Source organism: Arthrobacter sp. B0490, assembly GCF_002929355.1.
Taxonomy (GTDB): domain Bacteria; phylum Actinomycetota; class Actinomycetes; order Actinomycetales; family Micrococcaceae; genus Arthrobacter_D.
The window spans coordinates 153,262-179,885 of the sequence record NZ_PJIR01000008.1; the positions used below are offsets into that span (position 1 = coordinate 153,262).

Sequence of the window (26,624 nt, forward strand, 5' to 3'; positions counted from 1 at the left end):
GCTGTCCTTTCTGGTGCGCTCACCGGCGGGCGGATCCGCCCGCCGGGTCCTCCTCCTGTCCCGCCTCGGTCCGCTCGGTGGATCAGGGCGGTGGTGTGATCAGTAGTCCGAGTCGCCGGACCGGCCGTGCGCTGTGCCCGTGGGGAAGCCGATCGTCACCAACCGGGGTGCGGAGCAGCACCCGTCCGCATCGGCGTCAGCTGATGCATCGGTTCCGCAGGACGCACCGCGGGACCCATCGGCTTCGCTGGGCATGGTTGCGGCAGGTCCGTCGCAGGAACCGCCGAGGTCGGTGCTGCAGACCCCCGTCTCGGGTAGCTCGAGCCGCAGGCACGATGCCGCCGCGGTGTCTCCGGCGATCGCCGCGGTGACGGAACGAACCTGCTCGTACCCCGTGGCGAGCAGGAAGGTCGGCGCCCGTCCATAGGACTTCATCCCGACCAGGTAGAAGTCCTTCTCGGGGTGAGCGAGGACGTCCGCGCCATGCGCCGGGACGGTCCCGCAGGAATGGAATTCCGGGTCGATCAGGGGGCCGAGGGCCCGCGGAGCCTCGACCGCGGGGTCCAGCTCCAGCCGGAGCTCACGCAGCATCGCGAGGTTCGGTCGGAACCCGGTAGCCGGCACGAGCACGTCGACGTCGATGGTCCGGACGCCGTCGGGCGTCGTCGCCGTCACGGCGAGGCCCTGCCCTGCGGTCGCGAGGCCGGTGATGGTGAAGTGCGTGATCAGTTCGACGACGCCGTCGCCGACGAGGGTCTTCAGCCTGCTGCCGAGGGCTCCGCGGGCAGGTAGCCCGTCGAGGTCCCCGCCGCCGTAGAGGCGCTGCACGGATCCGCTGCCACGCACCGCCCACAGGATCCTGGTCCCGGGTTCGTTCTTGGCGACCTGGCCGAGATTGATGAGCGTGTTCGCAGCCGAGTGCCCGGCGCCGACGACCATCACCGTCTTCCCGGCGAAACGGTCGCGTTCGGCGCCGACCACGTCGGGCAACGCCGTGGTGATGAACGAGGACGCCGCGTCCTCGCCGGCTGCCTGCAGCCCTGCCTGCCCGACCGGGTTGGGCTGGTCCCACGTGCCGGAGGCGTCGATGACGGCGCGCACGAGGTGATCGGTGGTGCCCTCGGGGCTGCTGACGCGCACGATGAACGGCGTGGTGTCGCGGTCCCTGGTGCGCGTCTTGTCCATGCCGAGGCGGGTGACCGCGATGACCGTGCTCCTGAAGCGGAGCGTCTCGGCGATCGACGGGATGGCGGCGAGGGGTTCGAGGTAGGACTCCACCAGCTCCCGCCCGTAGGGGAGGGCGGTCGGCCGCGGTCCGACCCAGCCGGTGGGCTCGAGGAGCCGCCGGGCTGCGGGGTCGATGTCGTACTGCCAGGGCGAGAAGAGGCGGATGTGCGCCCACTGCCGGATCGCCGCACCGACGCTCTCGCCCTGCTCGAGGACGATCGGCGTCAGACCGTGCTCGAGGAGGTTCGCGGCCGCCGACAGGCCGATCGGCCCGGCGCCGATGACGGCGACGGGCAGGCCGGCGGGGTCCGGGGTGCTGGGGAGGTCAGACATGGGCGTTCTCCTCGATGAGGGCGGTGGCGATGCTGGGAGCGTCCTCGAGTGCGGCGCGGTACCGTGCGGCGTCCAGCGCTGCGGCGCACCCGGAACCGGCGGCGGTGATGCCCTGCCGGTAGCGGTGATCCACGGCGTCCCCGCCGGCGATGACGCCGTGGAGGTTCGTCGGGGTGGGCGGGTCGACGACGATGATTCTCTCCTGCTGGACATCTGTCATGGCGGTGCCTTCCGAATCCTGGGAGCGACGGGCGATGCGGGCCCGCGGGTCAGGCGCTCGGCGTGCCGATGCCGGCGCCGGTGGCGGGCAGGAGTTCACCGATGAGCTGCCGGATGCGGCCCTTGATCTCGTCGCGGATCGGGCGCACGGACTCGACACCCTTGCCCGCCGGGTCCTCGAGGACCCAGTCCTCGTACCGCTTGCCGGGGAAGTACGGGCACTCGTCCCCGCACCCCATGGTCACGACGACGTCGGAGGCCTTGACCGCTTCGGGAGTGAGGATCTTCGGGGTCTCGGCCGTGATGTCGATGCCCTCCTCCTTCATCGCCTCGACGGCGGCGGGATTGACCTGGTCCGCGGGCTGCGACCCGGCGGACAGGACCTCGATACGCCCCTCGGACAGGTGGTTCAGGTAGGCCGCAGCCATCTGGGACCGGCCTGCATTGTGCACGCAGACGAACAGGACCGAGGGCTTCTTCTCCTCGACGGGTGTCGTCGCTGCTGCTGTCTCGGTGCTCATGATGATCCTTCGTTCAGCGCATCCGGGGAACCCGGGTAGGCGCGTGGGGAGTAGGAGCCGACCCCGGTCAGGTGCCTCGTGGGGCGGAGTCGAACCAGGAGTCGCGTGGCGTCGATACCGAGTATGAGGAGATATATCGACGATTGTCAATGCGAGGGTATGCTGAGCGTATGACGACGATCTCCGAGCCCAGGACGACGGACCCTGCAGCCCCCGGGACGGCCCCTGCGCCGCTCGATGCGACCGGCGAGAGTCGTTGCTGCGTGCCGTCCGGGGCGCCTGCGATGAGTGCGGACCGGGCCGAAGGCCTGGCGAAGCAGTTCAAGGCGATCGCCGATCCGAACCGCCTGCGCCTGGTTTCCCTGATCTCCTCCAGTCCCGGGAACGAGGCGTGTGTCTGCGACCTCACGGAGCCCCTGGATCTGGGGCAGCCCACGGTGTCGCATCACCTGAAGATCCTCGTCGATGCGGGCATCCTGCACCGTGAGAAGCGCGGCGTCTGGGCGTACTTCTCGATCGTGCCCGGCGCCCTGAACTCCCTTGCCGGTGTCCTCACCGAAGCCCGATGACCCCGCACCCTTCCCGGCCCGATCAGAAGAATTGAGCATCCCCGTGAGCTTCAAGGCTGACACGCCCTCCGTCCTGTTCGTGTGCGTGAAGAACGGCGGCAAGTCACAGATGGCCGCCGGCCTCATGGAGAAGGTCGCCGGCGGTTCCGTCACAGCGGCATCGGCCGGATCGAAGCCGGGCTCCGCCGTCAACGCCCTCTCCGCGGAGGTCCTCGCCGAGGTGGGAGTCGACATCAGCCGGAACGTCCCCCGCCGGATCACCGCCGAGGACCAGAACCAGGCGGACGTCGTCGTGATCCTCGGCGCCGAGGCCCGGGTCGACGAGATCCCGGGCACCCGCTACGAACGGTGGGACACCGACGAGCCCAGCGACCGCGGCATCGACGGCATCGAACGCATGCGGCTCGTCCGCGACGACATCCTCGCCCGCGTCATCACCCTGCACGCCACCCTCACCACGGCATAGGCCCCGCAGCGGCCGTCCACGCCGGTCGGGCGTCACGCCTGCCGACGACCGAGAACCACCCTCGACTGCCGATCGCATCCAGTGTCCTGCCCACCCGTTTCCTCCTGCTTTCGCCTGCTCCTCCCTGCCCGTGTCCTTCCGTGGGTTTCTCCTGCGTCGTCCTCCCCAAGGAGCCCTGCCGCCATGACCGTGGTCGCCATCCTGATCTTCCTCGCCACCCTGACCCTGGTCATCTGGCAACCCAAGGGCCTCGGCATCGGCTGGTCCGCGCTCGGCGGGGCCGCGGTCGCGCTGCTCACCACCGTCGTGAGCCTGTCCGACATCCCCATCGTCTGGGACATCGTGTGGAACGCGACGTTCGCGTTCGTGGCGATCGTCATCATCTCCCTGATCCTCGACGAATCCGGGTTCTTCACCTGGGCGGCCCTGCACGTCGCACGCTGGGGGCGCGGCAACGGACGGCTGCTGTTCACCCTCGTCGTGCTGCTCGGGGCAGCCATCGCGGCGGTCTTCGCCAACGACGGGGCGGCGCTGATCCTCACGCCGATCGTCATCCAGATGCTCCTCGCCCTCGAGTTCCCGGCCAGGGCGTCGCTCGCATTCGTCATCGCCTGCGGGTTCATCGCCGACGCCGGCAGCCTGCCCCTGGTCGTGTCGAACCTCGTGAACATCGTCACCGCCGACTTCTTCGACATCGGCTTCGCCCGCTACGCCGTCGTCATGGTCCCGGTCGGACTGGTGTCCGTCGCCGCGAGCCTCGGCGTCCTGCTCCTGTTCTTCCGCAAGGCCATCCCGCGCCACTACGACGTCACCGTGCTGCCGAGCCCGGGATCGGCCATCGCGGATCCGCTGACCTTCAGGACCGGTTGGGTGGTCCTCGGGATGCTGCTGGTGGGCTACTTCGCCGCCGACCCCCTGCACCTCCCGCTCTCCGCCGTCGCGGGCCTCGGTGCCGTCGTCCTCGTGCTCGTCGCCTCCCGCCGACCCGCCTTCCTCTTCACCCGCATGCCGACCCGTGCCGGCACCCCCGGCCCGGTGCGGGACACCGACTACGAGACCGTCGGTGCAGCCCACCGCTCGACGGCCGGACCCGGCAGCGGCGGTGCCACCGCGTCCCGCCCGGACGACGACGCGGCCGTACCCACGCCGGGCAGCGGAGGCGCCGTCGCGCTCCCGGACGGGAGGATCTCGGTCCCGCGGATCCTGAAGGAGGCGCCCTGGCAGGTCGTCCTGTTCTCCCTCGGCATGTACCTGGTCGTCTACGGGCTGCGGAACCAGGGCCTCACCGACCGACTCGCCGGCGTCTTCTCGGCGGTCGGCGGCAACGGTGTGCTGCTCACCGCACTCGGCGTCGGCGTGATCGTCGCCGTCCTCGCGTCCCTGATGAACAACATGCCCACCGTCCTCATCGCGGCCCTCGCCATCGGCTCCGCCGGCGCCACCGGACTGACGCAGGAGGCGATGATCTACGCGAACGTGATCGGTTCCGACCTCGGCCCGAAGATCACCCCCATCGGGAGCCTTGCGACGCTCCTGTGGCTCCACGTGCTGGACCGCAAGGGCATCCACATCGGCTGGGGCCAGTACTTCCGCACCGGCATCGTCCTGACCATCCCGGTCCTCGTCGTCACCCTCCTGGCCCTCGCCGGATGGCTCACCGTCGTCGGTGCCTGACCCGGGCGGGGCGCCCGTGATTTGACTCACGCCCACGGACCGTTCAGGGTTTTAGGTCTGCCCCCATCGTCCCGACCCACGCGCTCGCAGCATCACCGCATGTCCTGCGACCGCGGAAGGAACCCATACCCCATGCCTGAATCCGCTTCCCCGGCGCAGGTCTCCGCGGCCCGCGCCGTCGGCGACCAGCACGCGTCACCCCACCTGAGCCGCTCCCTGAGCAACCGCCACATCCAGCTGCTCGCCATCGGCGGGGCCATCGGCACCGGCCTGTTCATGGGCTCCGGCAAGACCATCTCGCTCGCCGGCCCCTCGGTGATCTTCGTGTACATGATCATCGGCTTCATGCTGTTCTTCGTCATGCGCGCCATGGGCGAGATCCTGCTCTCCAACCTCGAGTACAAGTCCTTCAGCGACTTCGCCGGCGACCTGCTCGGCCCCTGGGCCGGATTCTTCACGGGCTGGTCCTACTGGTTCTTCTGGGTGGTCACCGGCGTCGCCGACATCGTGGCCATCGCGGGCTACGTGGACATCCTCGCGCCCGGCACCCCGCTGTGGATCCCCGCGCTCGCCACCCCCGTGGTGCTGGTACTGCTGAACCTCCCGACCGTGAAGGCGTTCGGTGAGGCGGAGTTCTGGTTCGCCATCATCAAGGTGGTCGCCATCCTCGCGCTGATCGTCACCGGCATCGTCATGATCGCCACACGCTTCCAGTCACCCGGCGGCCAGGTGGCGGACCTGGCCAACATCTGGAACGACGGCGGCATGTTCCCGCACGGCCTCTTCGGCTTCATCCTCGGCTTCCAGATCGCGATCTTCGCGTTCGCCGGCATCGAACTCGTCGGCACCGCGGCCGCGGAGACGAAGGACCCCGAGAAGACGCTGCCCCGCGCCGTCAACTCGATCCCCATCCGCGTCCTGCTCTTCTACGTCGGTGCGCTCACCGTCATCATGGCGGTCAACCCGTGGCGGACCATCGACGCCGCGAACAGCCCGTTCATCGGCATGTTCACGCTCGCGGGCCTCGGCGTCGCCGCCGTCGTGGTGAACCTCGTCGTGCTGACGTCGGCCGCCTCCAGCGCCAACTCGGGTATCTACTCGACGTCCCGCATGGTCTTCGGACTGGCGCAGGACGGCAACGCACCGGAATCGTTCGGCAGGCTCAGCTCCCGCAAGGTGCCGCAGAACGCCCTGCTGTTCTCCTGCATCTTCCTGCTCGCCGGGCTGATCCTGCTCTACTCGGGCGATTCCGTGATCGGCGCCTTCACGATCGTCACCTCGGTGGCCTCGGTCCTGACGATGTTCGTCTGGTCCATGATCCTCATCAGCTACCTGGCGTTCCGCCGTCGCCGACCCGAACTGCACGAGCGGTCGACGTTCAAGATGCCCGGGTCCTCGTTCATGCCGTACGTGGTCCTGGCGTTCTTCCTGTTCATGCTCGTCGCCCTCGCGCAGGCCGAGGACACCCGCCTCGCGCTGTTCGTGGCACCCCTCTGGTTCATCCTGCTCGGCGGCGCGTGGTTCCTGAACAGCAGGACGCCGCTCCAGCAGGCACGCATCGAGGAGCACCGGGCGCTCGTGCGCAGCGAACAGGCAGCCCGCTCGACGCGGGCCTAATCCCTCTGCTCGCGCTGAAGGACCGTCCCGCCCGGGGCGGTCCTTCGTGCTTCCCGACCGGTCGCCGGCGTGTGCTTCCGCCGACCGAGGAGGGCCGCGTTGAGGCCGCCGATCGCCACCGCCGTCGCGAGGCTGAGGAGGACCGCGGCCTGCAGCCCCCGACCGGTCTCGGTGTGGGCGGCGACGAGGATCGGCGTCACCACCAGCACGGTGGCAACGAACCAGAGGGCCCTGCTGTGCACGAATCGCATGCCGCGTCCTTCCGTCGACCCGTCCAGCGTAGGGACCGGCGCCTCCCGGCGCGTCATCCCTGAGACGGAACGGGGGATCCACTGGTCATCCCAACGGCGTCAACCCCGACGCGCCCGGCCCCGTCCCATGCGCGGCTGCGATACTGCAGGATGGCCAAGAACAGGATCCCCACCGGCCGTGGCGTCCTCGCCGCCCGCCTCGACGACGACCTGAAGGACCGCCTGCGGTCCGCGGTGCTCAACCCCCAGCTCCTGCTCGCAGCGAAGGCCGCCCTCGCCGCCGCCCTCGCCTGGACCATCGCGCTCGCCATCCCGGGGGAGGCCTCCCGGTATCCCTACTACGCGCCGCTCGGTGCGCTGCTCGCGATCTATCCGACGGTCGCGGGAACGCTCAAGTCGGGGCTGCAGACCGTCATCGGCCTCACCATCGGGATCGTCCTGGCGCACATCGCGGTCTGGGCCGGGGATCCGAACTGGGGGACGATCGCCTTCGTCGTCGGGGTGGGCGTGCTGCTGGCCGGCGCCCTGAGGAGGACGGCGGGCGGCGGCTCGGGGATCGCCTCCGCCGGGCTGTTCGTCCTCGTCATCGGCGACGAGAACCTCGGCTACTCGCTGGGCTACTTCGTCCAGACGGTGGTGGGGGTGGGGGTGGGGCTCGCGGTGAGCGCGCTGATCCTGCCGCCGCTCCATCTGAACGACGCCGTCGGCCAGATGAGCCGGCTCCGCAGGACCGCGGCGCGGCAGCTGCAGGAGATGGGCGAGGCCCTCGAGGAGAACTGGGTCGCGGACGACCCGCGCTGGTCGGAGCGGCGGGACGATCTCACGGCGTCCGCCCGGAACGCGCGGGACGCCCTGCAGTACGCGGACGAGAGCCGGAAGGGAACGTGCGACGGCGCTTCCACCCGCGCGACGTGCAGCGCGACTACGAGCACGTCGAGGTCCTGGAGGTCGTCGCGGCCCACACGCTGAACATCACCAACATGCTGCAGGACGGGCTGCACGGGACGCCCCGCGAGCACCCGATCCCGGCGGCGGTGCGGCCACCCCTCCAGCGCGCCTTCACGGCCGTGGGGGACGTCCTCGACCTCTGGACGGTCGAGGAGGACGATGCCGCCACGCTCCGGACGGCGCAGGACAGCCTCAGGGTGCTGGCGGCCGCGGCCTACGAGTCGTCGTCCAGGGACATGCCCTTCGGTGCGGCGGCCGCGATCGCCATGAGCCTGCATCGCATCGTGCAGGCCGTGACACCCGGACTGCACATCGAGGGCGCGGAGTAGGACGACGAAGGGGAGGAGGGACGCCCCGAACGGGTGTCCCTCCTCCCCTTCCGTCGCGGCTCAGGTCAGGTCGCGGGTCTTCGAGAACCGGTCGATGGCCTTCTGCGTGGAGCGGTTGGTGAGCACCTGGATCGTGGTGCTCACGGCACCCGAGACGATGGCGAACACCAGGGCGGAACGCAGCGTGTTCTCGAGCCCGTCCTTGCTCTTCGGGGGCGCCTCGCCCGTGATCTTCTCCCACAGGAAGTCGACGAGCTTCGTCCCGACGAAGCCCGCACCAACGCTCATGCCGACGCCGAGCAACTTGAACACCGGGGTCATGGTTTCTCCTTCTGGTCCGAATAGTCCTCGCCCTAGCCTAGTCGTGCTCCGCGCCCCTTCGCAGGGAGGGCGGTGGGGCGCGGAGACCCGGGAACCGGCGCACGGCGCCGTGATCCGCCGGTGTAGGATCGGTAGCGCTCAACCAACAACGACAGGGGAGCGCCGATCCGCAGCATGCTGCCGGAGCGGGCGCTGAGAGTGCGGACCGCCGCAGACCCTCGAACCTGATCCGGCTAGTACCGGCGAAGGGAGTCGAGTTCTCAGGGTGCACGGACATCGCTTCGGCGACGGCCCGTCGCCCTCCCCTCCTGCATCCCAGGAGGAATCCCATGGCATCATCAACAGCCCTTCCGGGCACCCCGACACCCACCCGTCAGTGGCGCGTCGTCGACATCGTCGTGGCGTCGGTCATCGCCGTCGCCGTCGGCGTGCTGTTCTTCGCGTGGTCCGCCGGCTACTCGGGCATCAGTCTCCTCACCGCCGGCTTCCCGCCCCTCGGCGGCCTGTACACGGGCGGCTGGCTCATCGCGGGCGTGCTCGGCGGGCTCATCATCCGCAAGCCCGGGGCCGCCATCTACTGCGAGACCCTCGCCGCGGCGGTCTCTGCTCTCATCGGCACGCAGTTCGGCATCAGCGTGCTGCTCTCCGGCGCCATCCAGGGCGCGGGTGCCGAGCTCGTGTTCCTGCTCTTCCTCTACCGTCGGTGGAACCTCCCGGTCGCGCTGCTCGCCGGCCTCGGGGCGGGCCTGGCGCTCGCGATCAGCGAGAACATCCTCTACAACGCGCTCTGGGCGTTCGAGTTCAAGCTCCTCTACGCGCTGTTCGCCGGCATCTCCGGCATCGTCATCGCGGGCCTGCTGTCCTGGCTGGCGATGCGCGGACTCGCGCGGACGGGCGTCCTGTCCGCCTTCGCAGCGGGCCGTACGGCGGACGTGTGACAGCAGCCCCGTCCCCGGGCCCCGTGCACGTCCGCGCCCGGGGATGGGGGTGGCGCCACGCAGGCCGCAGGGCCTTCGCCGCACGCCACCTGGACCTCGACCTCCGGCCGGGCGAACGCGTGCTGCTCCTCGGTGCCTCGGGAGCCGGCAAGTCCACGGTGCTCCACGGCCTGGCCGGGTTGCTCGGGAGCCACGACGAGGGCGAGCAGGAGGGCGCACTCCTGCTCGACGGCGCCCCGCCCGCGGCGGCGCGGGGGAGGGCCGGGCTCGTGCTCCAGGACCCCGAGACGCAGGTGGTCCTCGCGCGCGTGGGCGACGAGGTGGCCTTCGCCGCCGAGAACCTCGCCGTGCCCCGGGAGGAGATCTGGCGTCGTGTGGGCCGGGCGCTCGACGACGTCGGCCTCGACCTGCCCCTCGACCACCCGACCACCGCGCTGTCCGGCGGCCAGAAGCAGCGCCTCGCCCTCGCCTCCGTCCTCGCGATGGAACCCGGGCTGCTCCTGCTGGACGAACCCACCGCGAACCTCGACCCGGAGGGCGTCCTGGAGGTCCGCGACGCCGTCGTCAGGGTGCTCGACCGCACCGGGGCCACGCTCGTCGTCGTCGAGCACCGTGTGGCCGTCTGGGCCGACGTCGTCGACCGCGTGATCGTCCTCGACGCCGCGGGAGGCATCCTCGCCGACGGCACACCGGGCACCGTACTGGGGCAGGAGGACACCCGGGCGCGCCTCGCCTCCGCCGGTGTGTGGGTGCCGGGGCGGCCACCGGCGGTCGGCGGGACGGTGCCCTCCGGACCCGGGGGCGGAACCCTCCTGTCGGCGGAGGGTCTCGGCGTCGCCAGGACCCGCCGTGGTCGGGTCGCCGTCGGAGACCTCGATCTGCAGGTCCGGTCCGGGGGAGCCCTGAGCATCACCGGGCCCAACGGCGCCGGGAAGTCGACGGCGGTCCTGACGCTCGGGGGCCTGCTGCGCCCCCGCGCCGGACGCCTCTCCGCCGCGCCGGCCCTCGCGGGAACGGCCGGCAGCGACCCGTTCCGCTGGCGGTCGGCACAGCTCGTCCAGCGTATCGGGACCGTCTTCCAGGAGCCCGAGCACCAGTTCCTCACCGCGAGCGTCGAGGACGAGCTCGCCTTCGGGCCGCGGCAGGCCGGCGCCGTGGACCCGGCCCGCAGCGGGGCGGTCGCCGAGCGGCTGCGCCTCACGCACCTGCTGAAGGCCAACCCGTTCACGCTCTCCGGCGGGGAGAAGCGGCGCCTGTCCGTCGCGACGATGCTCGCCACGGCCCCGCGCGTCCTCATCCTCGACGAACCGACATTCGGCCAGGACGCCCTGACCTGGGCCGAGCTCGTGACCCTGCTGCGCGAACTCGTCGACGACGGCGTCGCGGTCCTCTCGGTGACGCACGACGCCGAGTTCATCGCCGCCCTCGGAGGTGCGACCCTGCACATCTCCGGCGGAGCAGGACGGCTGGTGGCCCGATGAGCGGCGATTACCTGACCCCGGTCCTCACGGGGAGGACGCTGCTGCGGGCCAATCCCGTGTCCAAGCTCTTCGCCGCCGTCGCGATCACGCTGGCGCTCCTGGCCAGCATCGACTGGGTGAGCGCCGCGGTGGTCCTCGCCTGCGAGCTCGCCCTCATGCCGCTGCTGGGCATCAGCATCGGCGGCCTCGCCCGGCGCATCTGGCCGCTCCTCGTCGCCGCCGTGGTCGGCGCCTACGGGACCGCCCTGCTCGCCGAGAAGACCGGCGCGGTCCTGCTCGATGCCGGGCCGTTCCTGTTCACCGAGGGATCCGTGGCCGCCGGCGTCGCCGTCGGGCTGAGGGGACTGGGGCTGGCGCTGCCGGGCATCTTCATCCTCCTCACCACGGACCCCACGGACCTCGCCGACGCCCTCGCGCAGAAGCTGCACCTGCCCCACCGCTTCGTCCTCGGCGGGCTGGCAGCGCTGCGGCTCGTGGGGCTCCTCGTGGAGCAGTGGGAGACCCTCGGGCTCGCGCGGCACGCCCGCGGCATCGGCTCGGACGGCTCCGTGCTCGCCCGCGCCCGGAACCTGCTGGGGCAGTCCTTCGGGCTGATCGTTCAGGCCATCCGCCGGGCCACCCGCCTCGCGACGGCGATGGAGGCGCGCGGCTTCGGCGGCGCGAGCCGCACCTGGGCCCGGACGAGCACCTTCTCGGGGCTCGACGCCGTCGTCGCCGGCGTCGGGCTGCTCATCGCCGCGGGCGCGGTGACGGCGGCAAGGCTCGCCGGGACGTGGAACTTCCTGCTCTCCTGACCGGGCCTCCCGGGCCTCCCGGGCCCCGGGGCGCCGCGGCGTCCCGGGAGGGTTCACCGTGAACGGCACGGGGGCCCGCCGATGCGGACCCCCGTGCCGGGACTGACGCAGGGCCTAGAGCACGTCCGAGAGGAACGACTTCAGGCGCGGCGTCCGCGGATCGTCGAAGAGCGCGGCCGGTGGGCCGGTCTCCACCACGACGCCGGCATCCATGAAGGTCACGGTGTCGGAGACGTTGCGCGAGAAACCCATCTCATGGGTGACGACGACCATGGTCATGCCCGCCGCCGCGAGATCCGCCATGAGGGCGAGCACGCCCTTGACGAGTTCGGGGTCCAACGCGGAGGTCGCCTCGTCGAAGAACATCACCTCGGGGTCCATGGCGAGCGCCCGCGCGATGGCCACGCGCTGCTGCTGCCCGCCCGAGAGGTTGCCCGGACGGACGTCGGCCTTGTGCTTCAGCCCCACGAGGTCCAGCTGGGCGAGGGCCTTCTCCCGCGCCTCGCCGGCCGGCATCCGGCGGAGCTTCCGGAGGGCCAGCGAGACGTTCTCCAGCACGGTCTTGTGCGGGAACAGGTTGAACTGCTGGAAGACCATGCCGATGCGCCGCCGCAGCTCGTCCGGGTTGTCCTTGAGGACGGACCGGCCGTCGAGCAGGATGTCCCCCTCGTCCGGTTCGATCAGCCGGTTCAGGACGCGCAGGAGCGTCGACTTCCCGGAGCCCGACGGGCCGATGACGGACGCCGTCGTGCCCTGCTCCACGTGCAGGTCGATACCGCGCAGCACATGGTTGGAGCCGAAGGACAGGTGCAGGTTCTGCCCGGTCAGGGTTCCCGATTCGAGAGTCGTCACGCCTTTGCTCCTTCGCCGATCTTCGCGGCCAGTTCGTCCGGTTCGGGCTTCTGCTTCTTGCCCACACGGAGCCGGTTGTCGATGAAGTTGACCAGGTGCGTCAGAGGGATGGTCAGGCACAGGTAGAGCACGCCGGCCGCGATGAGCGGCGACAGGTTGCCGGTGTTGCTCGCGGCGTCGTTGCCGACCCGGAAGAGTTCCCGCTCACTGGCGACGAGGCCGATGAAGTAGATCAGCGACGACTCCTTGATGAGCGAGATGAACTGGTTCACCAGGGCGGGCAGCACACGCCGCACGCCCTGGGGGACCACCACGAGCTGCATGGACGAGCTGTAACTGAAGCCCAGGGCACGCGAGGCCTCCAGCTGGCCCTTCTCCACGCTCTGGATGCCGGACCGGAAGATCTCGCCGATGTACGCCGAGGCGATCAGCGAGAGGGCGAGGATGCCCAGGGGGTACGGGCTGGTGCTGCCCGTCACCTGCCGGAGAATCGGCCCGAGCCCGAGGCCGATGAGCAGGATGATCACGACGGCGGGGAGCCCGCGGAAGATGTCCGTGTAGATGCGGGCGATCCACCGCAGCACCCGGTTCCGCGAGATCCCCATGATCGCGAGGATCATGCCGACGATCGTCCCGATGATCCCTGACGCGAGGGCGAGCATGAGCGTGTTCGGCAGTCCGACGGTCAGGAGGTCGGGCAGGACGGCGGCCATCGCCTCCCAGTCGAAGAACGTCTTCCCGAGCTGTTCGAGGGCATCCATGCAGCGACCGCTACTTTACTTCCACGGCTTTGCTGCCGGGCTTCCAGTCGGAGGGCATCTCGCGGTCCGGGTACCACTCCTGGGTGAGCTCCGTCCAGGTGCCGTCGGCGACGACGGCGTCGAGGCCAGCGTTGAGGGCGTCGATGAGCGGCTGGTTCTCGCTGTTCACGGCGTACGCGGTGAAGTTCTCGGTGTTGATGATCGTCTCGGCGATCGTGGTGTCGTCGCCTTCCTTCACCTGCCCGGTGGCCTGCTGCGACGGCGCGACCCACGCGTCCACCTGGCCGTTCTTCACGTTGGCGTACACGGTGTTGTAGTCCGGGAAGCGCACGGGCTCGAGGCCGAGGGTGTTGGAGACGTAGTCGTCCTGGACGGTGCCCTGGACCACGCCGATGCGGGTGCTCTCGGACAGCGAGTCGAAGCCGGTGACCGAGGAGCCGTTCTTCGCGACGACGGCCATGTAGCCGAAGTCGTAGCCGTTGGTGAAGCCGACGTTCTCGCGACGGGCCTCCGTCGTGGAGATCGACGACGATCCGACGTCGTACTGCTTGTTCTGCACCTGGGCGAGGAGCGCGGAGAAGTCGGTGGACGCGAACTCCACCTCGAGGCCGAGCTTGTCGCCGATGGCGCGCAGCAGTTCGTTGTCGTAGCCGGTGAAGACGCCGTCCTCCAGGAAGATGTTCGGCGGGGCGTCGGAGAGCGTGCCGACGCGCAGCGTGCCGTCGGTGATGAGGCCGAGTTCCGCCGTGTCGATCTCCTCGACCGGGGTGGTGGTGTCGGTGGTGTACTTGTCCAGCGACTGCTGGTCGCTGCCGGCCAGGGCGTCGGTGGTCTCGGTGGGTTCGCTGCTGCTGCTGCTGCCGCAGGAGACGGTCAGGGCGAGCAGGGGCACGGTCAGTGCCGCGAGGACCTTGCGGGAGAGGTTCATGGTGTCCTTCTTGGAGGCGTGCCCGGGTGAGGGCGCGCTGGGTGGGGCTGCTGGGCGCCGGGGGCCGGCGGGGGGCTACTGGCTGCTGGGTGACACGCTCGCTGTTCTGGGCTGTGCGCGCTGTGGCGGGCGGACCCGGACGAAACACCGGGACGGACCGCACGACGCCGTACTTGCCAACCGGGGGACTGGACCCGGCGGCCGAATCTTCACCTGGAGCACCCCACTACGGGAGAGGGTTGCTGTCCAGCCGGCCAGGGCCGATGGCTGGAACTCTTGATTTGAGCAAAACGCTAGGGCAGCACGGAGGGCCGGGTCAAAACGGGAACGTCACTATTCCGTTCCTTGACGTGGAAATCCGCCTGTCGGGGCGCATTGTGTGGCGGAGATTACACGAAACGGTCGACGAGTCCGCTGAGTTCGGCGGTCAGGGCGGCCGAGGTACGGAGCTCCCGGCCGTCGAGCGAGAGGACCGGGGCGAGGAGCCGGATGCTCGAGATGAGCCAGACGGCGTCGGCCTCGAAGAGGTGGTGCGGTTCGAGCGGACCGTACCCGAGCTCCCACCCCTGCTCCTTCGCCGCCGTGAACAGTGCGGCCTGCGAGGTGCCCGCCAGGATGCCGCTCTCGAGCTGCGGTGTGACGAGGGTCTTCCGCCCGTCACGCTCGCGGGCGAGCAGCACGGTGGAGGTGGGCCCCTCGAGGACCTTGCCGTCGGAGGAGGTGAAGATGACGTCGTCGGCGCCGGCGGCCTTCGCGTGGCGGATCGCGGCCATGTTGACCGCGTAGGAGAGGGTCTTGGCCCCCAGGAGCAGCCACGGCGCGCGCTGTCCCACGGTGCTGTCGTACCCGCGCTCGAGCAGGAGGACCTTCAGGCCCTTTTCGCGCTGCGCCAGCGTGGCCGCCGGGACGGGCGCCACCTGTACCCACGCCGTCGCCCGTCCCGCGCCCTCCACCCCGCGGGTGGCGACCAGCTTCACGACGGCGGTGCTCCTGCCCGGGTCCGCCGCGGCGAACTCGCGGAGGCCGGTGCGGATGGCCCGGCTCCACGCGTCGGCGCCGGGCACTGCGAGGTCGAGGGCGGCGGCCGACGACGCGAGCCTGGCCAGGTGCGCCTGTTCCTTGCGGGGCGTCCCGTCGACGGCCAGCATCGATTCGAAGACCCCGTCCCCGCGCGTGGCTCCGAGATCGGTGGCCAGGAGCTGCGGCTGTGAGGCGTCGGCGACCCTGCCGTCGTCGGAGGCGGGGTCGAGGAACACGAGAACGGTCATGGGCCCAGCGTATCGGCCGGTCGATCCGCGGTCGTCAGGTGAGTCTCACCTTCCGGGTGAAGAGTTTCTGCAGCAGGATGAACGCGAGGAGCAGGGCGCCGATCACGATGCGCGTCCACCAGGAGCTGAGGGTGCCCTCGTAGGAGATGAAGGTCTGGACGATGCCGAGGACGAGCACCCCCGCGAGGGAGCCGAGCACGTAGCCGTACCCTCCGGTCAGGAGCGTCCCGCCCACCACCACGGCGGCGATCGCGTCCAGCTCCAGCCCCGTGGCCGCCAGGCTGTACCCGGACAGGCTGTAGAACGAGAACAGGATCCCGGCGATCGAGGAGCACACCCCGCTGATCCCGTACACGAGGACCTTCGTGCGGGGGACGGCGAGGCCCATGAGCAGCGCCGAGGACTCCCCGCCGCCGATGGCGTACACCGTCCGGCCGAACCGCGTCTGGTGCAGCACGTAGAACGCGACGGCGACGACGAGCAGCGCGATCACGACGCCGGGGGAGACGAACAGCTTCCCCACCAGCGGGATCCTCGCCTGGGCCATGGACGTGAAGAACGGGTCGGTCACCGTGATGGAGTCGACGCTGATGACGTAGCAGAGCCCACGCGCGAGGAACAGGCCCGCGAGGGTGACGATGAACGGCTGGATCTCGAAGACCTGGATGACCAGCCCCATGAGCAGGCCGAAGGTCGCGCCCGTCAGGAGCACGAGGGCGATCATGGCGACCGGGTTCCAGCCGGCCTGCAGGAGGGAGGCGGCGATCATCATGGACAGCGCGACGACGGAGCCGACCGACAGGTCGATGCCCCCGGTGAGGATCACGAACGTCATGCCGACGGCGAGCACGATCAGGAAGGTGTTGTCGATCAGGAGGTTGAGGAAGACCTGCCCGGACAGGAACCCCGGGTACATGGCGGCGCCGACGGCGAACATCGCGAGGAACAGGCCCACCGTCGCGAGGGTCGGCGCGTACCGCGCCCTGCCCTGCAGCCGGCTGAGGCGGGAGCGGTCGAGCGGTGCGGGTGTGCGCGTGAGGACGGACATCAGACGGCCACCTCCACCTGGGACTGCTCGGTCACGGGGCGCCTGCGTCGGCCGAGGAGGGTGCGGGCCCTGCTGGACTGCAGGAGGCAGACGATGATCACCACGAGCGCCTTGAAGACCAGGGTGGCTTCGGGCGGGATGCCCAGCGTGTAGACGGTGGTGGTCAGGGTCTGGATGATGAGCGCTCCGACGAGCGTCCCCACGAGGCTGTACCGGCCCCCGGCGAGGGAGGTGCCGCCGATGACGACGGCGAGGATGGCGTCCATCTCGATGTACAGCCCGGCGTTGTTGGAGTCCGCAGCCGTGACGTTCGAGCTGATCATGAGCCCGGCGACCGCCGCGCACAGTCCGCTGAAGATGTAGACCGTCCAGGTGATGGTGCGGGCATCGAGTCCGGCGAGGCGGCTGGCCACGGGGTTGATGCCCACGGCCTCGATGAGCGTGCCGAGGGCCGTGCGGCGCGTGAGCAGGCCCGCGACGCCGAACGCGGCCGCCGCGATGAGGATCGAGATGGGCAGGCCCAGGAAGAAGCCGGCGCCGATCGCCTGGTAGGAGTCGTTGGAGACGGAGATGATCTGGCCGTCGGTGACCAGCTGCGCCAGTCCCCGGCCGGCGGTCATGAGGACGAGCGTGGCGATGATGGGCTGGATCCCGATGACCGAGACCAGGAAGCCGTTCCACGCGCCGAGGACGAGGCCGGCGACGACGGCGATCGCGACGCCCGTGGCGGCGGTCCGCAGGGAGGTCGGGTCGGGGGAACTGTAGATGTACATGCAGGAGACGGCGCCGGCGATCGCCGCGACGGCACCCACCGACAGGTCGATGCCCCGTGAGGCGATGACGAGCGTCATCCCGAGGGCGATCAGGATGGTCGGGGCCCCGTTGCGGAGGATGTCGATGAGGCTCCCGAACAGGTGGCCGTCCTGGACGCGGACGGAGAGGAAGTCCGCCCGGAAGAGCTGGTTGAGCAGGAGCAGGAGGACCAGTGCGAGGACGGGCCAGGTGAGGCGGTGCCTCAGCAGCGCGCTCATGCGTTCGTCCCCGCGATGACCGTCATGACGTCTTCCATGGTGACTCCGTCGTTGGGTATGTCCGCCACCATCTGCCGGTCCTTGAGGATGGCGATGTGGTCGCTGAGGCGCAGCACTTCCTCGAGTTCGGCCGAGATGAAGACGACGGACATGCCGTCGGCCGCGAGGCTGCTGATGAGCTTCTGGATCTGCGTCTTGGCGCCGATGTCGATGCCCCGGGTCGGCTCGTCGAGGATGAGCAGTTTCGGATCGGTGATGAGCCAGCGTGCGAGCAGCACCTTCTGCTGGTTGCCTCCGCTGAGGTCCCGGATGAGCGAGTCCTTGTTGGAGGGGCGGATGTCGAGCGCCCTGATGAACCGCTCGGCCAGTTCGTCCTGTGTGGTCCGGGGGACGCGGCGCCACCAGCCCTTGCCCGCCTGCAGGGCCAGGATCAGGTTGTCGCGCACCGAGAGGTCCCCGATCAGTCCCTCCTCCTTCCGGTTCTCGGAGGAGAACGCGATGCCCCGGTCGATGGCGGATCGCGGGGTGCGCAGGGTGCGGGCGGTCCCGCCGATGCTGAGCTGCCCCTGGTCCGCCCTGTCGGCGCCGAAGAGGAGCCTGGCCGTCTCGGTCCGGCCGGACCCGAGCAGACCTGCGAGGCCGAGGATCTCACCGGCGTGGACGGTGACCGTGACGTCCCGGACGGAGCCCTTCCGGCCCAGGCCCTCCGCGCGGAGGAACGGGACCTCCTGCGTGCGGTCCGGATGGCGGCGGCTCTCCGCCTCCTCGAGTTCGGCCAGGGCGTCCAGCTCCTTGCCGATCATCTTCGAGATCAGGCCCATGCGCGGCAGGTCGGGAGTCAGGTACTCACCCACGAGCCTGCCGTTGCGGAGGACCGTCATGCGGTCGGAGACCTCGTACACCTGCTCGAGGAAGTGGGACACGAACAGGATCGCGACGCCCCGGTCGCGCAGGGTACGGATGACCGAGAACAGCTGCTGGACCTCGTCGGCGTCGAGGCTGGAGGTGGGCTCGTCGAGGATGAGCACCCTGGCGTCGACCTGCATGGCGCGTGCGATGGCGACGAGCTGCTGGATGGCGATGGAGTGCGAGGACAGGACGGACCGGGGATCGATGTGTCCCAGCTGCAGCTGCTCGAGCACCTCCTCCGCCCTCCGGCGGACGTTCCGCCAGTGGATCCCGCCACGCCTGCGGGGTTCACGCCCGAGCAGGATGTTCTCCTCCACGGAGAGGTTGGGGCAGAGGTTCACCTCCTGGTACACGGTGCTGATCCCGGCAGCCTGCGCCGCCGCCGGCGTCGCGAAGCTCTGACGGGTCCCCATCACGGTGATGGTGCCGTCGTCGACCGCGTAGACCCCCGTGAGTGCCTTGATGAGGGTGGATTTCCCGGCGCCGTTCTCGCCCAGGAGGGCGTGGACCTCCCCGGGGAACAGCCGGAAGTCGACGCCGTCGAGCGCCTTCACGCCCGGGAAGGCGATGGAGATGCCCTGCATGTCCACCACGGGGACGGTCTCGGTCATGGATCTGCCTCCTGTGCCCGGGATGCGGCGGGCCCGGCCCACCGCATCCCGATCTCCTGGCGACCCTGCCGTCCCGGGGGACGGCCGGGTCGGTTCCTAGTACTCGCGGCTCGCGAGGACTTCCTTGGCCTGCTCGGGCGTGAAGGTGGTCTCCTCGGTGACGACGCGTGCCGGTACCTCCTCACCCGCGACCACCTTGGCCGCCAGGTCCATCAGCTGGTCACCGAGGAGCGGGTTGCACTCGACGATGTAGTTGATCTTGCCCTCCGCGAGGGCGGTCATGCCGTCCTTCACCGCGTCCACGGTGATGATCTTGATGTCCTGGCCGGGCACCTTGCCGGCGGCCTCGATGGCCTCGATGGCGCCCAGGCCCATGTCGTCGTTGTGGGCGTAGACCACGTCGATGTCGGGGGTGTTCTTCAGGAACGCCTCCATCACCTGCTTGCCACCGCTCCGCGTGAAGTCGCCGGTCTGCGACTCGACGATCGTGAGGTCGGGGTCCGCCGCGATGGCCGCCTCGAACCCTTCCTTCCTGTCGATGGCCGGGGCCGCTCCGGTGGTGCCCTGCAGCTCCACGATGTTGACCGGACCCTCGGCCGAGGCCGAGTCCTCGACGAGCCAGTCGCCGGCCTTCTTGCCCTCCTCCACGAAGTCCGAGCCGAGGAAGGTCCTGTAGAGCGAGGTGTCGGTGGAGTCGACGGACCGGTCGGTGAGGATGACGGGGATCTCCGCGTCCTTCGCCTCCTTCAGCACGGTGTCCCAGCCGGATTCGACGACGGGGGAGAAGGCGATGACGTCCACCTGCTGCTGGATGTAGGACCGGATCGCCTTGATCTGGTTCTCCTGCTTCTGCTGCGCGTCCGAGAACTTGAGGTCGACGCCCGCTTCCTCCGCGGATTCCTGGATCGACTTGGTGTTGGCGGTGCGCCAGCCGCTCTCCGCGCCGACCTGGGCGAAGCCCATGGTGATCGTGTCGTCGGAGGCGCCACCGCCCCCGGAATCGGAACCGGACCCGCCGCCGCAGGCCGTGAGGGCGAGGGTGGTGGCGGCAACGACCGCCACGAGGGATTTCCTGAACACTGCTGCCTCCTACGATTCGGGACCACAGCAAGGGGCTATCTGCACCGTCGTTGCTGCAGGGGCGGGGAGCCCTGCGGCAATTGTGAACGGTAACAAATAGCGGGTCAAGGGATTGCGGACACAATCCTGTCGCGATCTTCGTCGGCCCGGCGAGCCCGTGCGGCGGCCCCGGCGGCGGGTGGCGGCATCCTGCGCAGGCAGCGGAGGCCGGGCCGCGATTGCGCGGCCCGGCCTCCGGTCGGGGATCAGCTACTTCTGATCGTCGTTCTTTCCGTCGACGGCGTCCTTGGCCTTGTCCTTGGCCTGGTCCACCTTCTCGGGGTTGTCCTGTGCGTAATCCTTGGCCTTGTCAGCCATTCCACCAATGTCCGCCATAGAGCCTGCTTTCAGTCGAACCGGTCCGCGGCCCACCGGAGCTGCCGCGGTCTGACGCCTTCATCCTGCACCCGCCGGAAGGAGGACGGTACCGGCAGGATCCGGTTGACAACGGACCGCCGGGCGGATGCTCAGTGGGCCGACATCCTGAAGAGGAGGTGGTCGCGCACCATGGGCCACTCGTGGGAGAGGATCGAGTAGACGACGGTGTCGCGCAGTTCCCCGTTCCCGGACCGGGTGTGGCTCCTGAGCACGCCGTCCTGCTTCGCGCCGAGCCGGGTGATCGCCTCGCGCGACTGGTGGTTGAGCCAGTGCGTGCGGAACTCCACCGCCGGGCACCCGATCACCTCGAAGGCGTGGCGGAGCAGGAGGTACTTGGATTCCGTGTTGGTGCCGGTCCGCTGGGCCGAGGCTGCGTTCCAGGTGGATCCGATCTCGACCCGCGGCGTGTCCCGGTCGATGTTCATGTAGGTGGTCATGCCGATGATCCTGCCGGACCCGTCGTCGGAGGCCAGCCGCGTGGTGAAGGGCAGCATCGTGCCCGAGCCCTGCAGCGCGAGCCGCCGGTCGATCTCCCGTGCCATGCCCTCCGGCGTGGGCACCGAGGTGTACCAGAGCCTCCACAGCTCCCCGTCGCGGGCTGCCGCGACGAGACCGTCGTGGTGCTCGGGCGCGAGCGGCTCGAGGACGACGCGGGTGCCGTGCAGGGTGACGGGGGTGAGGGCGCTCATGACCCGACCCTGGCCGCGCGGGAGGGTGTCACCGGGCTCAGTGGTCGAAGTGGGTGGCAAGGGGTTCCGTCTGACCGACCGACGCGAGGATGGTGACGGCGAGGTCCCGCAATTTCACGTTCCGGGAGGACGACGCCCGCCGGAGGATCGCGAACGCCTCCTTCTGCGTGCACCTGTTCTGGGCCATGATCGCGCCGACGGCCGTGTCGATCGTGGTGCGGGACGTCATCGCGGCCTTCAGGTTGCGGCTGTCCTCGCTCAGCGTGGCGATGCGGACGGCCAGCCGCAGGGACCGCGAGGCGTCGCGTGCCAGGCCCTCGGCGACCGCGATGCCCTTCTCGTCGAAGACGTCCGGACTGGTGGAGTAGAAGTCGAGACCCGCACTGGCCCCGTCCTCGAGCCGGATGGGGATGCCGAGCGCGGAGCGGAGTCCGTAGGACGCGATGGCCTCACGGTACTCGGGGAAGCGCTCCTCGGTCAGGAAGTCCCGGATGTGCACCGTGGCGCCGGTGCGGGCAGCCCTGAGGCAGGGGCCGTCGTCGAACCCGTACTGCACCTCGTCGACCTCACGGGCCCGGTCGCTGCTGCTCGCGACGGTGATCATGGACCGCGGACGCAGGAGCGTCACCCCGCAGAACACCTCGCCGTACGCCCCGGTGAACGCTTCGGAGGCCATGGTCGCGAGCCCGGCGAGGAAGTCCTGCACGTCCTCGCTCTCGAGGACCATGTCCTGCAGGAGCGCCCCGACCGGATCCTGCTCGGTCTCGTAGGCGAGTTCGTCTTCATCAGGCATTGAGGCCTTCGTCCATTCATCGCACAGTGCTCGCACCACGGAAGGAGGGCTCCCTGCTGAGCCGGTTCGGTGGTACCCGGAACGCGGTACCACTCCCGAGAACTATACGGCCAGCGGTCCGCTGCCCGCCGTCGGCTCCGGCGGGGCATGCGGAATCCCGTCCCTTTGTCCACCCCCGCGCCGATCCCCGACGTTCCCACGCCCGGGAGGCCGGGGGTCCTACGATGGAAGGCAGCCGTGGCGGCTTCCGGTGCATCCTCCTGGGATCGTCGACGACGGGAAAGGAACCACCGATGACAGACGCGTACCTCCAGCAGTGGACAGCCCTCGAAGCGACCCGTGCAGCAGGCATCGACCTCGAGCACGTGGGCATGAGCTACACCGCGATGGGCGGCACCCACGACGAGTTCGAGGTCGAGGGATACCTCCGGGGCCTGACGCGCCTGCCGTCCCGCGACCGGGACCTCATCGCCCACGCGATCAACGAGATCATCGACACCACCGGGTCCATGGCCGACGGCGCGCACTACAGCACCGACCGGGCCGCGTCCTCCTCGGGGTTCGAGGAGTATCTCCGGCCGTTGACCACCGACCCCGACGGGTACGGGTTCGACCGCCGTGCGCTCCGACCCGAGGCCCCGATCGGCAACGCGGTCGCAGGCGCACCGGCGGGCCCTTCCTCGGACCTGCTGGAGGATCTGGAGTTCCAGCGCGTCCAGGCCCTCCACGGGTCGGGCCTGCTCGACACCGGCGCCGAGGCCCGGTTCGACCGCCTGACCGCCCGGACCCGGGAGTGGTTCGACGTGAGCTCGTCCTCGATCGCCCTCATCGCCGAGGACCGGCAGGTGATCAAGTCCCTGGCGGGACCCATCGGCGAGGACCTGCCCATCGGCCTGTCGCTCTGCGCCGTGACGATCGCGGCGGACCGCACCCTCGTGATCCCCGACGCCCTCGCGCACCTCACCTACCGGGAACACCCCCTCGTCACGGGCGGCCCGAAGGTCCGCCTCTATGCCGGTCACCCGCTCACCACCCCGGACGGGTGGCGCATCGGCTCGCTGTGCGTCATGGACGACAGGCCACGGGATTTCACGGAGAACGACGTCCGCGACCTGCGGGCCTTCGCCCGGCACGTCCAGGACGAGATGTGGCGGGGGCCGGTCGGTTAGTCCGCCGCTGCGACCGCACCCGGACGGTCCCGCGCTCCGGGCGTCGCAGACCCCTCGGCGGCGTCGGGACGATCGTGCACCCCGTCGTCCGACGGGAAGACCGCGCCGAGGGCCGAGAGAACCCCGCGCGCCTTCGTGCGCACCTCCTCCCACTCCTCCCCGGGATCCGAGTCGGCGGTGATCGCCCCGCCCACGCCGAGCGTCAGGCGGGTGCCGCCGCCGTCCCCCGCACCCTCCCCGACCGCCTCGACCTCCTCGAGGACGAGGGTGCGGATGACCACGGCGAGATCCGTGGCACCCGTGAGGCTGAAATATCCGGCGGCGCCGGAGTAGGGGCCGCGCGGCGCCCCCTCGAGCCGGTCGAGGATCGCCATGGTGCTGATCTTCGGCGCCCCGGTCATCGAGCCGGCGGGGAAGGCCGAGGCGACGACCCCGGCCCGCGCACTCCCCGGGCGCAGGCGGGCATCGATGGTGCTGACCATCTGGTGCACCGTCGCGTACGTCTCGATGTCGCACAGCCGGCTCACCGCGACCGAGCCCGGCACCGCGTGGTGGGAGAGGTCGTTGCGTAGGAGGTCGACGATCATGATGTTCTCCGCGCGGTCCTTCGCGGACGTCCTGAGCTCGTCGAGCAGGGCGGCGTCCGTGGCGGGGTCGGCCGAGCGTCCCCGCGTCCCCTTGATCGGTTCGGCGCGCATCCGTCCGTCGGTGGTGAGCCGCAGGAAACGCTCCGGGGAGGTACTCGCGACGGCGAACCCCGGGAAGCGCAGGTAGTGGGCGAACGGTGCGGGGCTCACGGCGCGCAGTCGGAGGTACGCGTCCAGCGGGTCCACGCGGTCCGCGCCGTCGATCCGCGCCGACAGCGACGTCGTCAGGCACACCTCGTAGGTGTTGCCGTCGGCGATCTCGGCCTGCGCCCGGCGGATCTTCGCGAGGTACCCGTCCCGCGTATCCCGCGCTGCGAAGCGGGGTACCGGCAGCGGGGGCGGCACCGGCGGAGGGCCGGGTGCGGCGACGGCGTCCCGTGCCCGGGACAGCCAGGCGTCGCGGTCGGGGTCGGGCCGTCCGTCGGAGAGGGTCAGGAGGAAGACGGCGCCGTCGGCGTGGTCGAGGACGACGGCGCGGCCCGCGAAGAGGAGCGCGGCATCGGGCAGGTCCCCCACGGGCGAGGCGGCGGCACCGCCCGTCTCCCGCTTGAGTCCGTAGCCGAGGTAGCCGAGCCAGCCGAGCCCGAAGTCGCAGGCGAGGCCGTCGGGCACACGCACGGCCCGCCGGCCCCAGACGTCGTCGAGCCAGCGGAAGAAGGGCTCCCTGATCCGTGTCGTCACCGGCCCGGCCACGATGTCCGTGACGCCGCCCCGGTGCAGGGCGCTCTGCCCAAAGGTGCCGCCGGCGTCGGCCATGATGCTGAAACGGTTGCGCCCGTTCGTCAGGGGGTTCGTCCCGGCGTCCGAGCTGTCGAGCCAGACCGCCGCGGGCGCGTCGCCGTACAGGGTGGAGAACAGTGCCGCAGCATCCGGGGAGGCCGGAAGGCGCTCGCAGTCGAGGACGAGCCCGCGCCGGCCCGCACGCTCCGGCGCCAGCAGCACGGTGCAGGAGGGCAGCCCGGTGAGGGCGAGGCGTACGGCTTGTGGCGACGGTGGCCCGTGGTGGCCCTGCACGACGACGTCGGCGGCCGCGCCGGGGTCGTCGGCCGCCAGCCAGGCGTCCTCCTGGTCGGCCCAGCGCTGCCAGAACGGGGCGTAGGCGTCGCCGTCGCGCTCGATCGCGGTCCGCTGCCGGACCTGCGCGTCGGCCTCCACCCAGATGACGGCGTCGAGCCGGGAGCGCGCCGCCGCCGCCGCGGCGCCCACGCCCTCCAGGAGCACGATGTCGGCCGCCGTCGTCGTGCGCTCCGCACCGTCCTCTCCCCGCGTCCAGTCCCAGGCGTTCCACCGTGCCGTCCGCCCCTCACGCAGCGGGGTGAGGACGTGCTCCACGTAGCGGGTGATCCCGGCGTCGAGCCCGTCCCACCCCGGGTAGATGTCCTCGAGGTGGAAGAGGCCGACCGTGTGGTGCTCGCGGAGCAGGGCGGCGAGTTCGACGGCGAGGGTCGTCTTGCCGGCACCGGACCGCCCGTCGATCGCGATGAGCAGGGGCGGGGTGGCGGGCGCGGTACCGGGTGTGGCGGGCACGGGTCAGGCCAGGGCGAGCAGCGCGCCGACGCCGACGAAGAGGGAACCGAAGGTGCGGTTGAGGACGAGCTGGCCGCGGTCGTCCGCCGTGAAGCGCCGGAACGAGCGTGCGGTGCCGGCATAGAAGAACCACATGACGAGGACGTCGACGACGATCACCGTGGCGGTCAGCGCCCCGTACTGGCGCAGCAGGGGCTCCTCCGGCCGGATGAACTGGGGGATGAGCGCGAGGAAGAAGACGATGGCCTTCGGGTTGAGCAGGTTGACCCACACGCCGCGGCGGAACATCGAGAGGGACCCCTCACCGCCCTGCAGTGCGCGGACCCCGCTGTGGTCGGGTTTCTGCAGGAATTTCCGCACGCCGAGGTAGACGAGGTACGCGGCGCCCGTGTAACGGATCAGGTCGAAGGCGAGGGGTGACTTTGCGACGAGGAGCCCGACGCCCGCGCCGGCGATGGCGATGTGCACCAGCAGGGCCGCCTGCTGCCCGAGGATGCCCCAGATGGAGCGGCGGAATCCGGCCGTGAGGGCGTTGCTCATGGTGTTCACGGCTCCCGCGCCGGGCATGAAGCTGATGAGCGTCTGGGCGCCGAGGAGCGCCAGCCAGAGGGAGGGGTTCACCCGATCATGGTACGCACGGCGCGTCAGGCGTCCGGACCGTCGGCGTCGAGTTCATGGCGTACGAACCGCACGACGCCGTCGACCGCGCCGTCGACCATCTTCCAGGTGGCCTCGAAGTCGCTCGCGTCGCCGTACCAGGGGTCGTAGATGCCGAGGTGTTCCAGTCCGGTGTCCGTCGTCGAGGGGTCGAACTCGCGGAGGAGGTGGATCTTCTCCCGCGCGTCCTCGTCGGGGGAGTTCTCGCGCAGGTGGCTGTAGTGGTCCAGGTCGAGTGCGAGGATGAGGTCGCGCTCGCCGTACCAGCCCGGCTCGAAGCGGCGTGCCCTGTGCCGGTTGCTGTCGATGCCGAGCTCGGCCAGCTTCGCCGCCGCCCGTTCGTCGATGGGCCTGCCCGCCTCCCAGTCGGTGGTGCCCGCGGAGTCGACGGTGACGTCGTCCGCCATGCCCGCCTCCTCGAACGCACGGGTCAGCATGAGTTCGGCCATGGGGGAGCGGCAGATGTTCCCGGTGCAGACGGTGACGATGCGGTACATCGGGCCAGCCTAGCTGCGGTACCGGCCCCGGGCAGGGTCGGCGAGGGGGCCC

The 26,624-nt window shown here is 70.3% G+C and carries 28 protein-coding genes, 1 pseudogene and 2 riboswitches; of the genes and pseudogenes, 10 read left to right on the plus strand and 19 right to left on the minus strand.

Translation table 11 applies throughout. The annotated features are described in order from the left end of the window. Positions 1–99: 99 nt before the first annotated feature. The 3 genes and pseudogenes from CXQ97_RS13515 to CXQ97_RS13525 all read right to left on the minus strand — a co-directional run bounded on the left by CXQ97_RS13515 (position 100) and on the right by CXQ97_RS13525 (position 2,300). Positions 100–1,560 carry an NAD(P)-binding protein gene (locus tag CXQ97_RS13515; RefSeq protein WP_104181383.1) on the minus strand — a complete coding sequence of 487 codons (1,461 nt, stop codon included), beginning with the start codon at positions 1,558–1,560 and terminating at the stop codon, positions 100–102. Further along, positions 1,553–1,753, minus strand: a pseudogene (locus CXQ97_RS13520) (thioredoxin-disulfide reductase); the annotation flags it as partial. The gene CXQ97_RS13515 and the pseudogene CXQ97_RS13520, both read right to left, overlap by 8 nt. 76 nt (positions 1,754–1,829) lie before the next feature. Beyond that, complete coding sequence (locus CXQ97_RS13525) at positions 1,830–2,300, minus strand: arsenate reductase ArsC (RefSeq protein WP_104181384.1); 471 nt, start codon at positions 2,298–2,300, stop codon at positions 1,830–1,832. A 284-nt stretch (positions 2,301–2,584) separates the two neighbouring features. On the opposite strand from CXQ97_RS13525, the gene CXQ97_RS13530 reads away from it, so the two are divergent. The 4 genes from CXQ97_RS13530 (at position 2,585) to CXQ97_RS13545 (ending at position 6,626) form a co-directional block, all read left to right on the plus strand. After that, complete coding sequence (locus CXQ97_RS13530; RefSeq protein ID WP_258062580.1) at positions 2,585–2,869, plus strand: helix-turn-helix transcriptional regulator; 285 nt, start codon at positions 2,585–2,587, stop codon at positions 2,867–2,869. Between the two features lie 43 nt (positions 2,870–2,912). Then, positions 2,913–3,335, plus strand: coding sequence for a low molecular weight phosphatase family protein (locus tag CXQ97_RS13535; RefSeq protein ID WP_104181386.1), 423 nt, complete (start codon positions 2,913–2,915; stop codon positions 3,333–3,335). Between the two features lie 183 nt (positions 3,336–3,518). Continuing rightward, positions 3,519–5,009 carry an arsenic transporter gene (locus tag CXQ97_RS13540; protein WP_104181387.1) on the plus strand — a complete coding sequence of 497 codons (1,491 nt, stop codon included), beginning with the start codon at positions 3,519–3,521 and terminating at the stop codon, positions 5,007–5,009. A 132-nt stretch (positions 5,010–5,141) separates the two neighbouring features. Continuing rightward, entirely contained in the window at positions 5,142–6,626 is a 1,485-nt protein-coding gene (locus tag CXQ97_RS13545) for an amino acid permease (protein WP_104181388.1), read from the plus strand. On the opposite strand, the gene CXQ97_RS13550 is transcribed toward CXQ97_RS13545, so the two are convergent. Continuing rightward, on the minus strand, positions 6,623–6,877 hold the full coding sequence (locus tag CXQ97_RS13550; RefSeq protein ID WP_104181389.1) for a hypothetical protein: 255 nt from the start codon (positions 6,875–6,877) through the stop codon (positions 6,623–6,625). The two genes, CXQ97_RS13545 and CXQ97_RS13550, sit on opposite strands and share 4 nt — an antisense overlap. Before the next feature lie 150 nt (positions 6,878–7,027). Here CXQ97_RS13550 and CXQ97_RS13555 point away from each other — a divergent pair, with 150 nt between their 5' ends. Together CXQ97_RS13555 and CXQ97_RS13560 are read left to right on the plus strand one after the other, a co-directional pair. After that, the gene (locus CXQ97_RS13555; RefSeq protein ID WP_104181390.1) at positions 7,028–7,846 is read left to right on the plus strand and encodes an aromatic acid exporter family protein; all 819 of its coding nucleotides are present in this window, start codon (positions 7,028–7,030) and stop codon (positions 7,844–7,846) included. Next, positions 7,789–8,154: a hypothetical protein gene (locus CXQ97_RS13560; protein ID WP_104181391.1), complete on the plus strand. Its 366-nt coding sequence runs from the start codon at positions 7,789–7,791 to the stop codon at positions 8,152–8,154. The genes CXQ97_RS13555 and CXQ97_RS13560 overlap by 58 nt, the downstream gene beginning before the upstream one ends. A gap of 60 nt (positions 8,155–8,214) precedes the next feature. On the opposite strand, the gene CXQ97_RS13565 is transcribed toward CXQ97_RS13560, so the two are convergent. Beyond that, a complete protein-coding gene (locus tag CXQ97_RS13565) occupies positions 8,215–8,475 on the minus strand; it encodes a DUF4235 domain-containing protein (RefSeq protein ID WP_104181392.1) in 261 nt (86 codons plus the stop codon). A gap of 143 nt (positions 8,476–8,618) precedes the next feature. Beyond that, a riboswitch (TPP riboswitch) is annotated at positions 8,619–8,743 on the plus strand. Positions 8,744–8,804: 61 nt separating this feature from the next. On the opposite strand from CXQ97_RS13565, the gene CXQ97_RS13570 reads away from it, so the two are divergent. The 3 genes from CXQ97_RS13570 to CXQ97_RS13580 are packed head-to-tail and all read left to right on the plus strand — an operon-like array spanning position 8,805 to position 11,688. Next, the gene (locus tag CXQ97_RS13570) at positions 8,805–9,413 is read left to right on the plus strand and encodes an ECF transporter S component (RefSeq protein ID WP_104181393.1); all 609 of its coding nucleotides are present in this window, start codon (positions 8,805–8,807) and stop codon (positions 9,411–9,413) included. After that, positions 9,410–10,894 (plus strand): ABC transporter ATP-binding protein, encoded by a 1,485-nt coding sequence (locus CXQ97_RS13575; protein ID WP_104181394.1) that lies wholly within the window; start codon positions 9,410–9,412, stop codon positions 10,892–10,894. The genes CXQ97_RS13570 and CXQ97_RS13575 overlap by 4 nt, the downstream gene beginning before the upstream one ends. Beyond that, positions 10,891–11,688 (plus strand): energy-coupling factor transporter transmembrane protein EcfT, encoded by a 798-nt coding sequence (locus CXQ97_RS13580; protein ID WP_104181395.1) that lies wholly within the window; start codon positions 10,891–10,893, stop codon positions 11,686–11,688. The genes CXQ97_RS13575 and CXQ97_RS13580 overlap by 4 nt, the downstream gene beginning before the upstream one ends. 114 nt (positions 11,689–11,802) lie before the next feature. Here CXQ97_RS13580 and CXQ97_RS13585 read toward each other — a convergent pair whose 3' ends face one another. The 11 genes from CXQ97_RS13585 to CXQ97_RS13630 form a co-directional block, all read right to left on the minus strand. Continuing rightward, positions 11,803–12,540, minus strand: coding sequence for an amino acid ABC transporter ATP-binding protein (locus CXQ97_RS13585; protein WP_104181396.1), 738 nt, complete (start codon positions 12,538–12,540; stop codon positions 11,803–11,805). Then, a complete protein-coding gene (locus CXQ97_RS13590; RefSeq protein ID WP_104181397.1) occupies positions 12,537–13,301 on the minus strand; it encodes an amino acid ABC transporter permease in 765 nt (254 codons plus the stop codon). Before CXQ97_RS13590 ends, CXQ97_RS13585 begins: the two co-directional genes overlap by 4 nt. A 10-nt stretch (positions 13,302–13,311) precedes the next feature. Next, positions 13,312–14,229 (minus strand): ABC transporter substrate-binding protein, encoded by a 918-nt coding sequence (locus CXQ97_RS13595; RefSeq protein WP_104181398.1) that lies wholly within the window; start codon positions 14,227–14,229, stop codon positions 13,312–13,314. Positions 14,230–14,393: 164 nt separating this feature from the next. After that, positions 14,394–14,511: riboswitch (SAM riboswitch) on the minus strand. A 107-nt stretch (positions 14,512–14,618) separates the two neighbouring features. Next, entirely contained in the window at positions 14,619–15,497 is an 879-nt protein-coding gene (locus tag CXQ97_RS13600; protein WP_104181399.1) for an aminodeoxychorismate lyase, read from the minus strand. A 34-nt stretch (positions 15,498–15,531) separates the two neighbouring features. Further along, a complete protein-coding gene (gene yjfF / locus CXQ97_RS13605) occupies positions 15,532–16,545 on the minus strand; it encodes a galactofuranose ABC transporter, permease protein YjfF (RefSeq protein WP_104181400.1) in 1,014 nt (337 codons plus the stop codon). Beyond that, positions 16,545–17,576, minus strand: coding sequence for an ABC transporter permease (locus CXQ97_RS13610; RefSeq protein WP_104181401.1), 1,032 nt, complete (start codon positions 17,574–17,576; stop codon positions 16,545–16,547). Before CXQ97_RS13610 ends, yjfF begins: the two co-directional genes overlap by 1 nt. Beyond that, a complete protein-coding gene (locus CXQ97_RS13615; RefSeq protein ID WP_104181402.1) occupies positions 17,573–19,096 on the minus strand; it encodes a sugar ABC transporter ATP-binding protein in 1,524 nt (507 codons plus the stop codon). The genes CXQ97_RS13610 and CXQ97_RS13615 overlap by 4 nt, the downstream gene beginning before the upstream one ends. A 96-nt stretch (positions 19,097–19,192) precedes the next feature. Further along, positions 19,193–20,176 (minus strand): ABC transporter substrate-binding protein, encoded by a 984-nt coding sequence (locus CXQ97_RS13620; protein WP_104181403.1) that lies wholly within the window; start codon positions 20,174–20,176, stop codon positions 19,193–19,195. Positions 20,177–20,425: 249 nt separating this feature from the next. Continuing rightward, positions 20,426–20,533, minus strand: coding sequence for an Rv0909 family putative TA system antitoxin (locus CXQ97_RS19890; RefSeq protein ID WP_181035074.1), 108 nt, complete (start codon positions 20,531–20,533; stop codon positions 20,426–20,428). A 149-nt stretch (positions 20,534–20,682) separates the two neighbouring features. Beyond that, a complete protein-coding gene (locus CXQ97_RS13625) occupies positions 20,683–21,282 on the minus strand; it encodes a GNAT family N-acetyltransferase (protein ID WP_104181404.1) in 600 nt (199 codons plus the stop codon). Between the two features lie 37 nt (positions 21,283–21,319). Beyond that, complete coding sequence (locus CXQ97_RS13630; protein ID WP_104181405.1) at positions 21,320–22,075, minus strand: GAF and ANTAR domain-containing protein; 756 nt, start codon at positions 22,073–22,075, stop codon at positions 21,320–21,322. A 293-nt stretch (positions 22,076–22,368) separates the two neighbouring features. Between CXQ97_RS13630 and CXQ97_RS13635 the strand changes: the two genes are divergently transcribed. Beyond that, positions 22,369–23,244, plus strand: a complete 876-nt coding sequence (locus tag CXQ97_RS13635; RefSeq protein ID WP_181035075.1) for a GAF domain-containing protein — start codon at positions 22,369–22,371, stop codon at positions 23,242–23,244. On the opposite strand, the gene CXQ97_RS13640 is transcribed toward CXQ97_RS13635, so the two are convergent. The 3 genes from CXQ97_RS13640 to CXQ97_RS13650 are packed head-to-tail and all read right to left on the minus strand — an operon-like array spanning position 23,241 to position 26,572. Continuing rightward, positions 23,241–25,418, minus strand: coding sequence for a chorismate-binding protein (locus CXQ97_RS13640; RefSeq protein WP_104181407.1), 2,178 nt, complete (start codon positions 25,416–25,418; stop codon positions 23,241–23,243). The two genes, CXQ97_RS13635 and CXQ97_RS13640, sit on opposite strands and share 4 nt — an antisense overlap. A 3-nt stretch (positions 25,419–25,421) precedes the next feature. Beyond that, the gene (locus tag CXQ97_RS13645; RefSeq protein WP_104181408.1) at positions 25,422–26,039 is read right to left on the minus strand and encodes a LysE family transporter; all 618 of its coding nucleotides are present in this window, start codon (positions 26,037–26,039) and stop codon (positions 25,422–25,424) included. A 23-nt stretch (positions 26,040–26,062) separates the two neighbouring features. Beyond that, positions 26,063–26,572 carry a low molecular weight protein-tyrosine-phosphatase gene (locus CXQ97_RS13650; protein ID WP_104181409.1) on the minus strand — a complete coding sequence of 170 codons (510 nt, stop codon included), beginning with the start codon at positions 26,570–26,572 and terminating at the stop codon, positions 26,063–26,065. Positions 26,573–26,624: the final 52 nt, after the last annotated feature.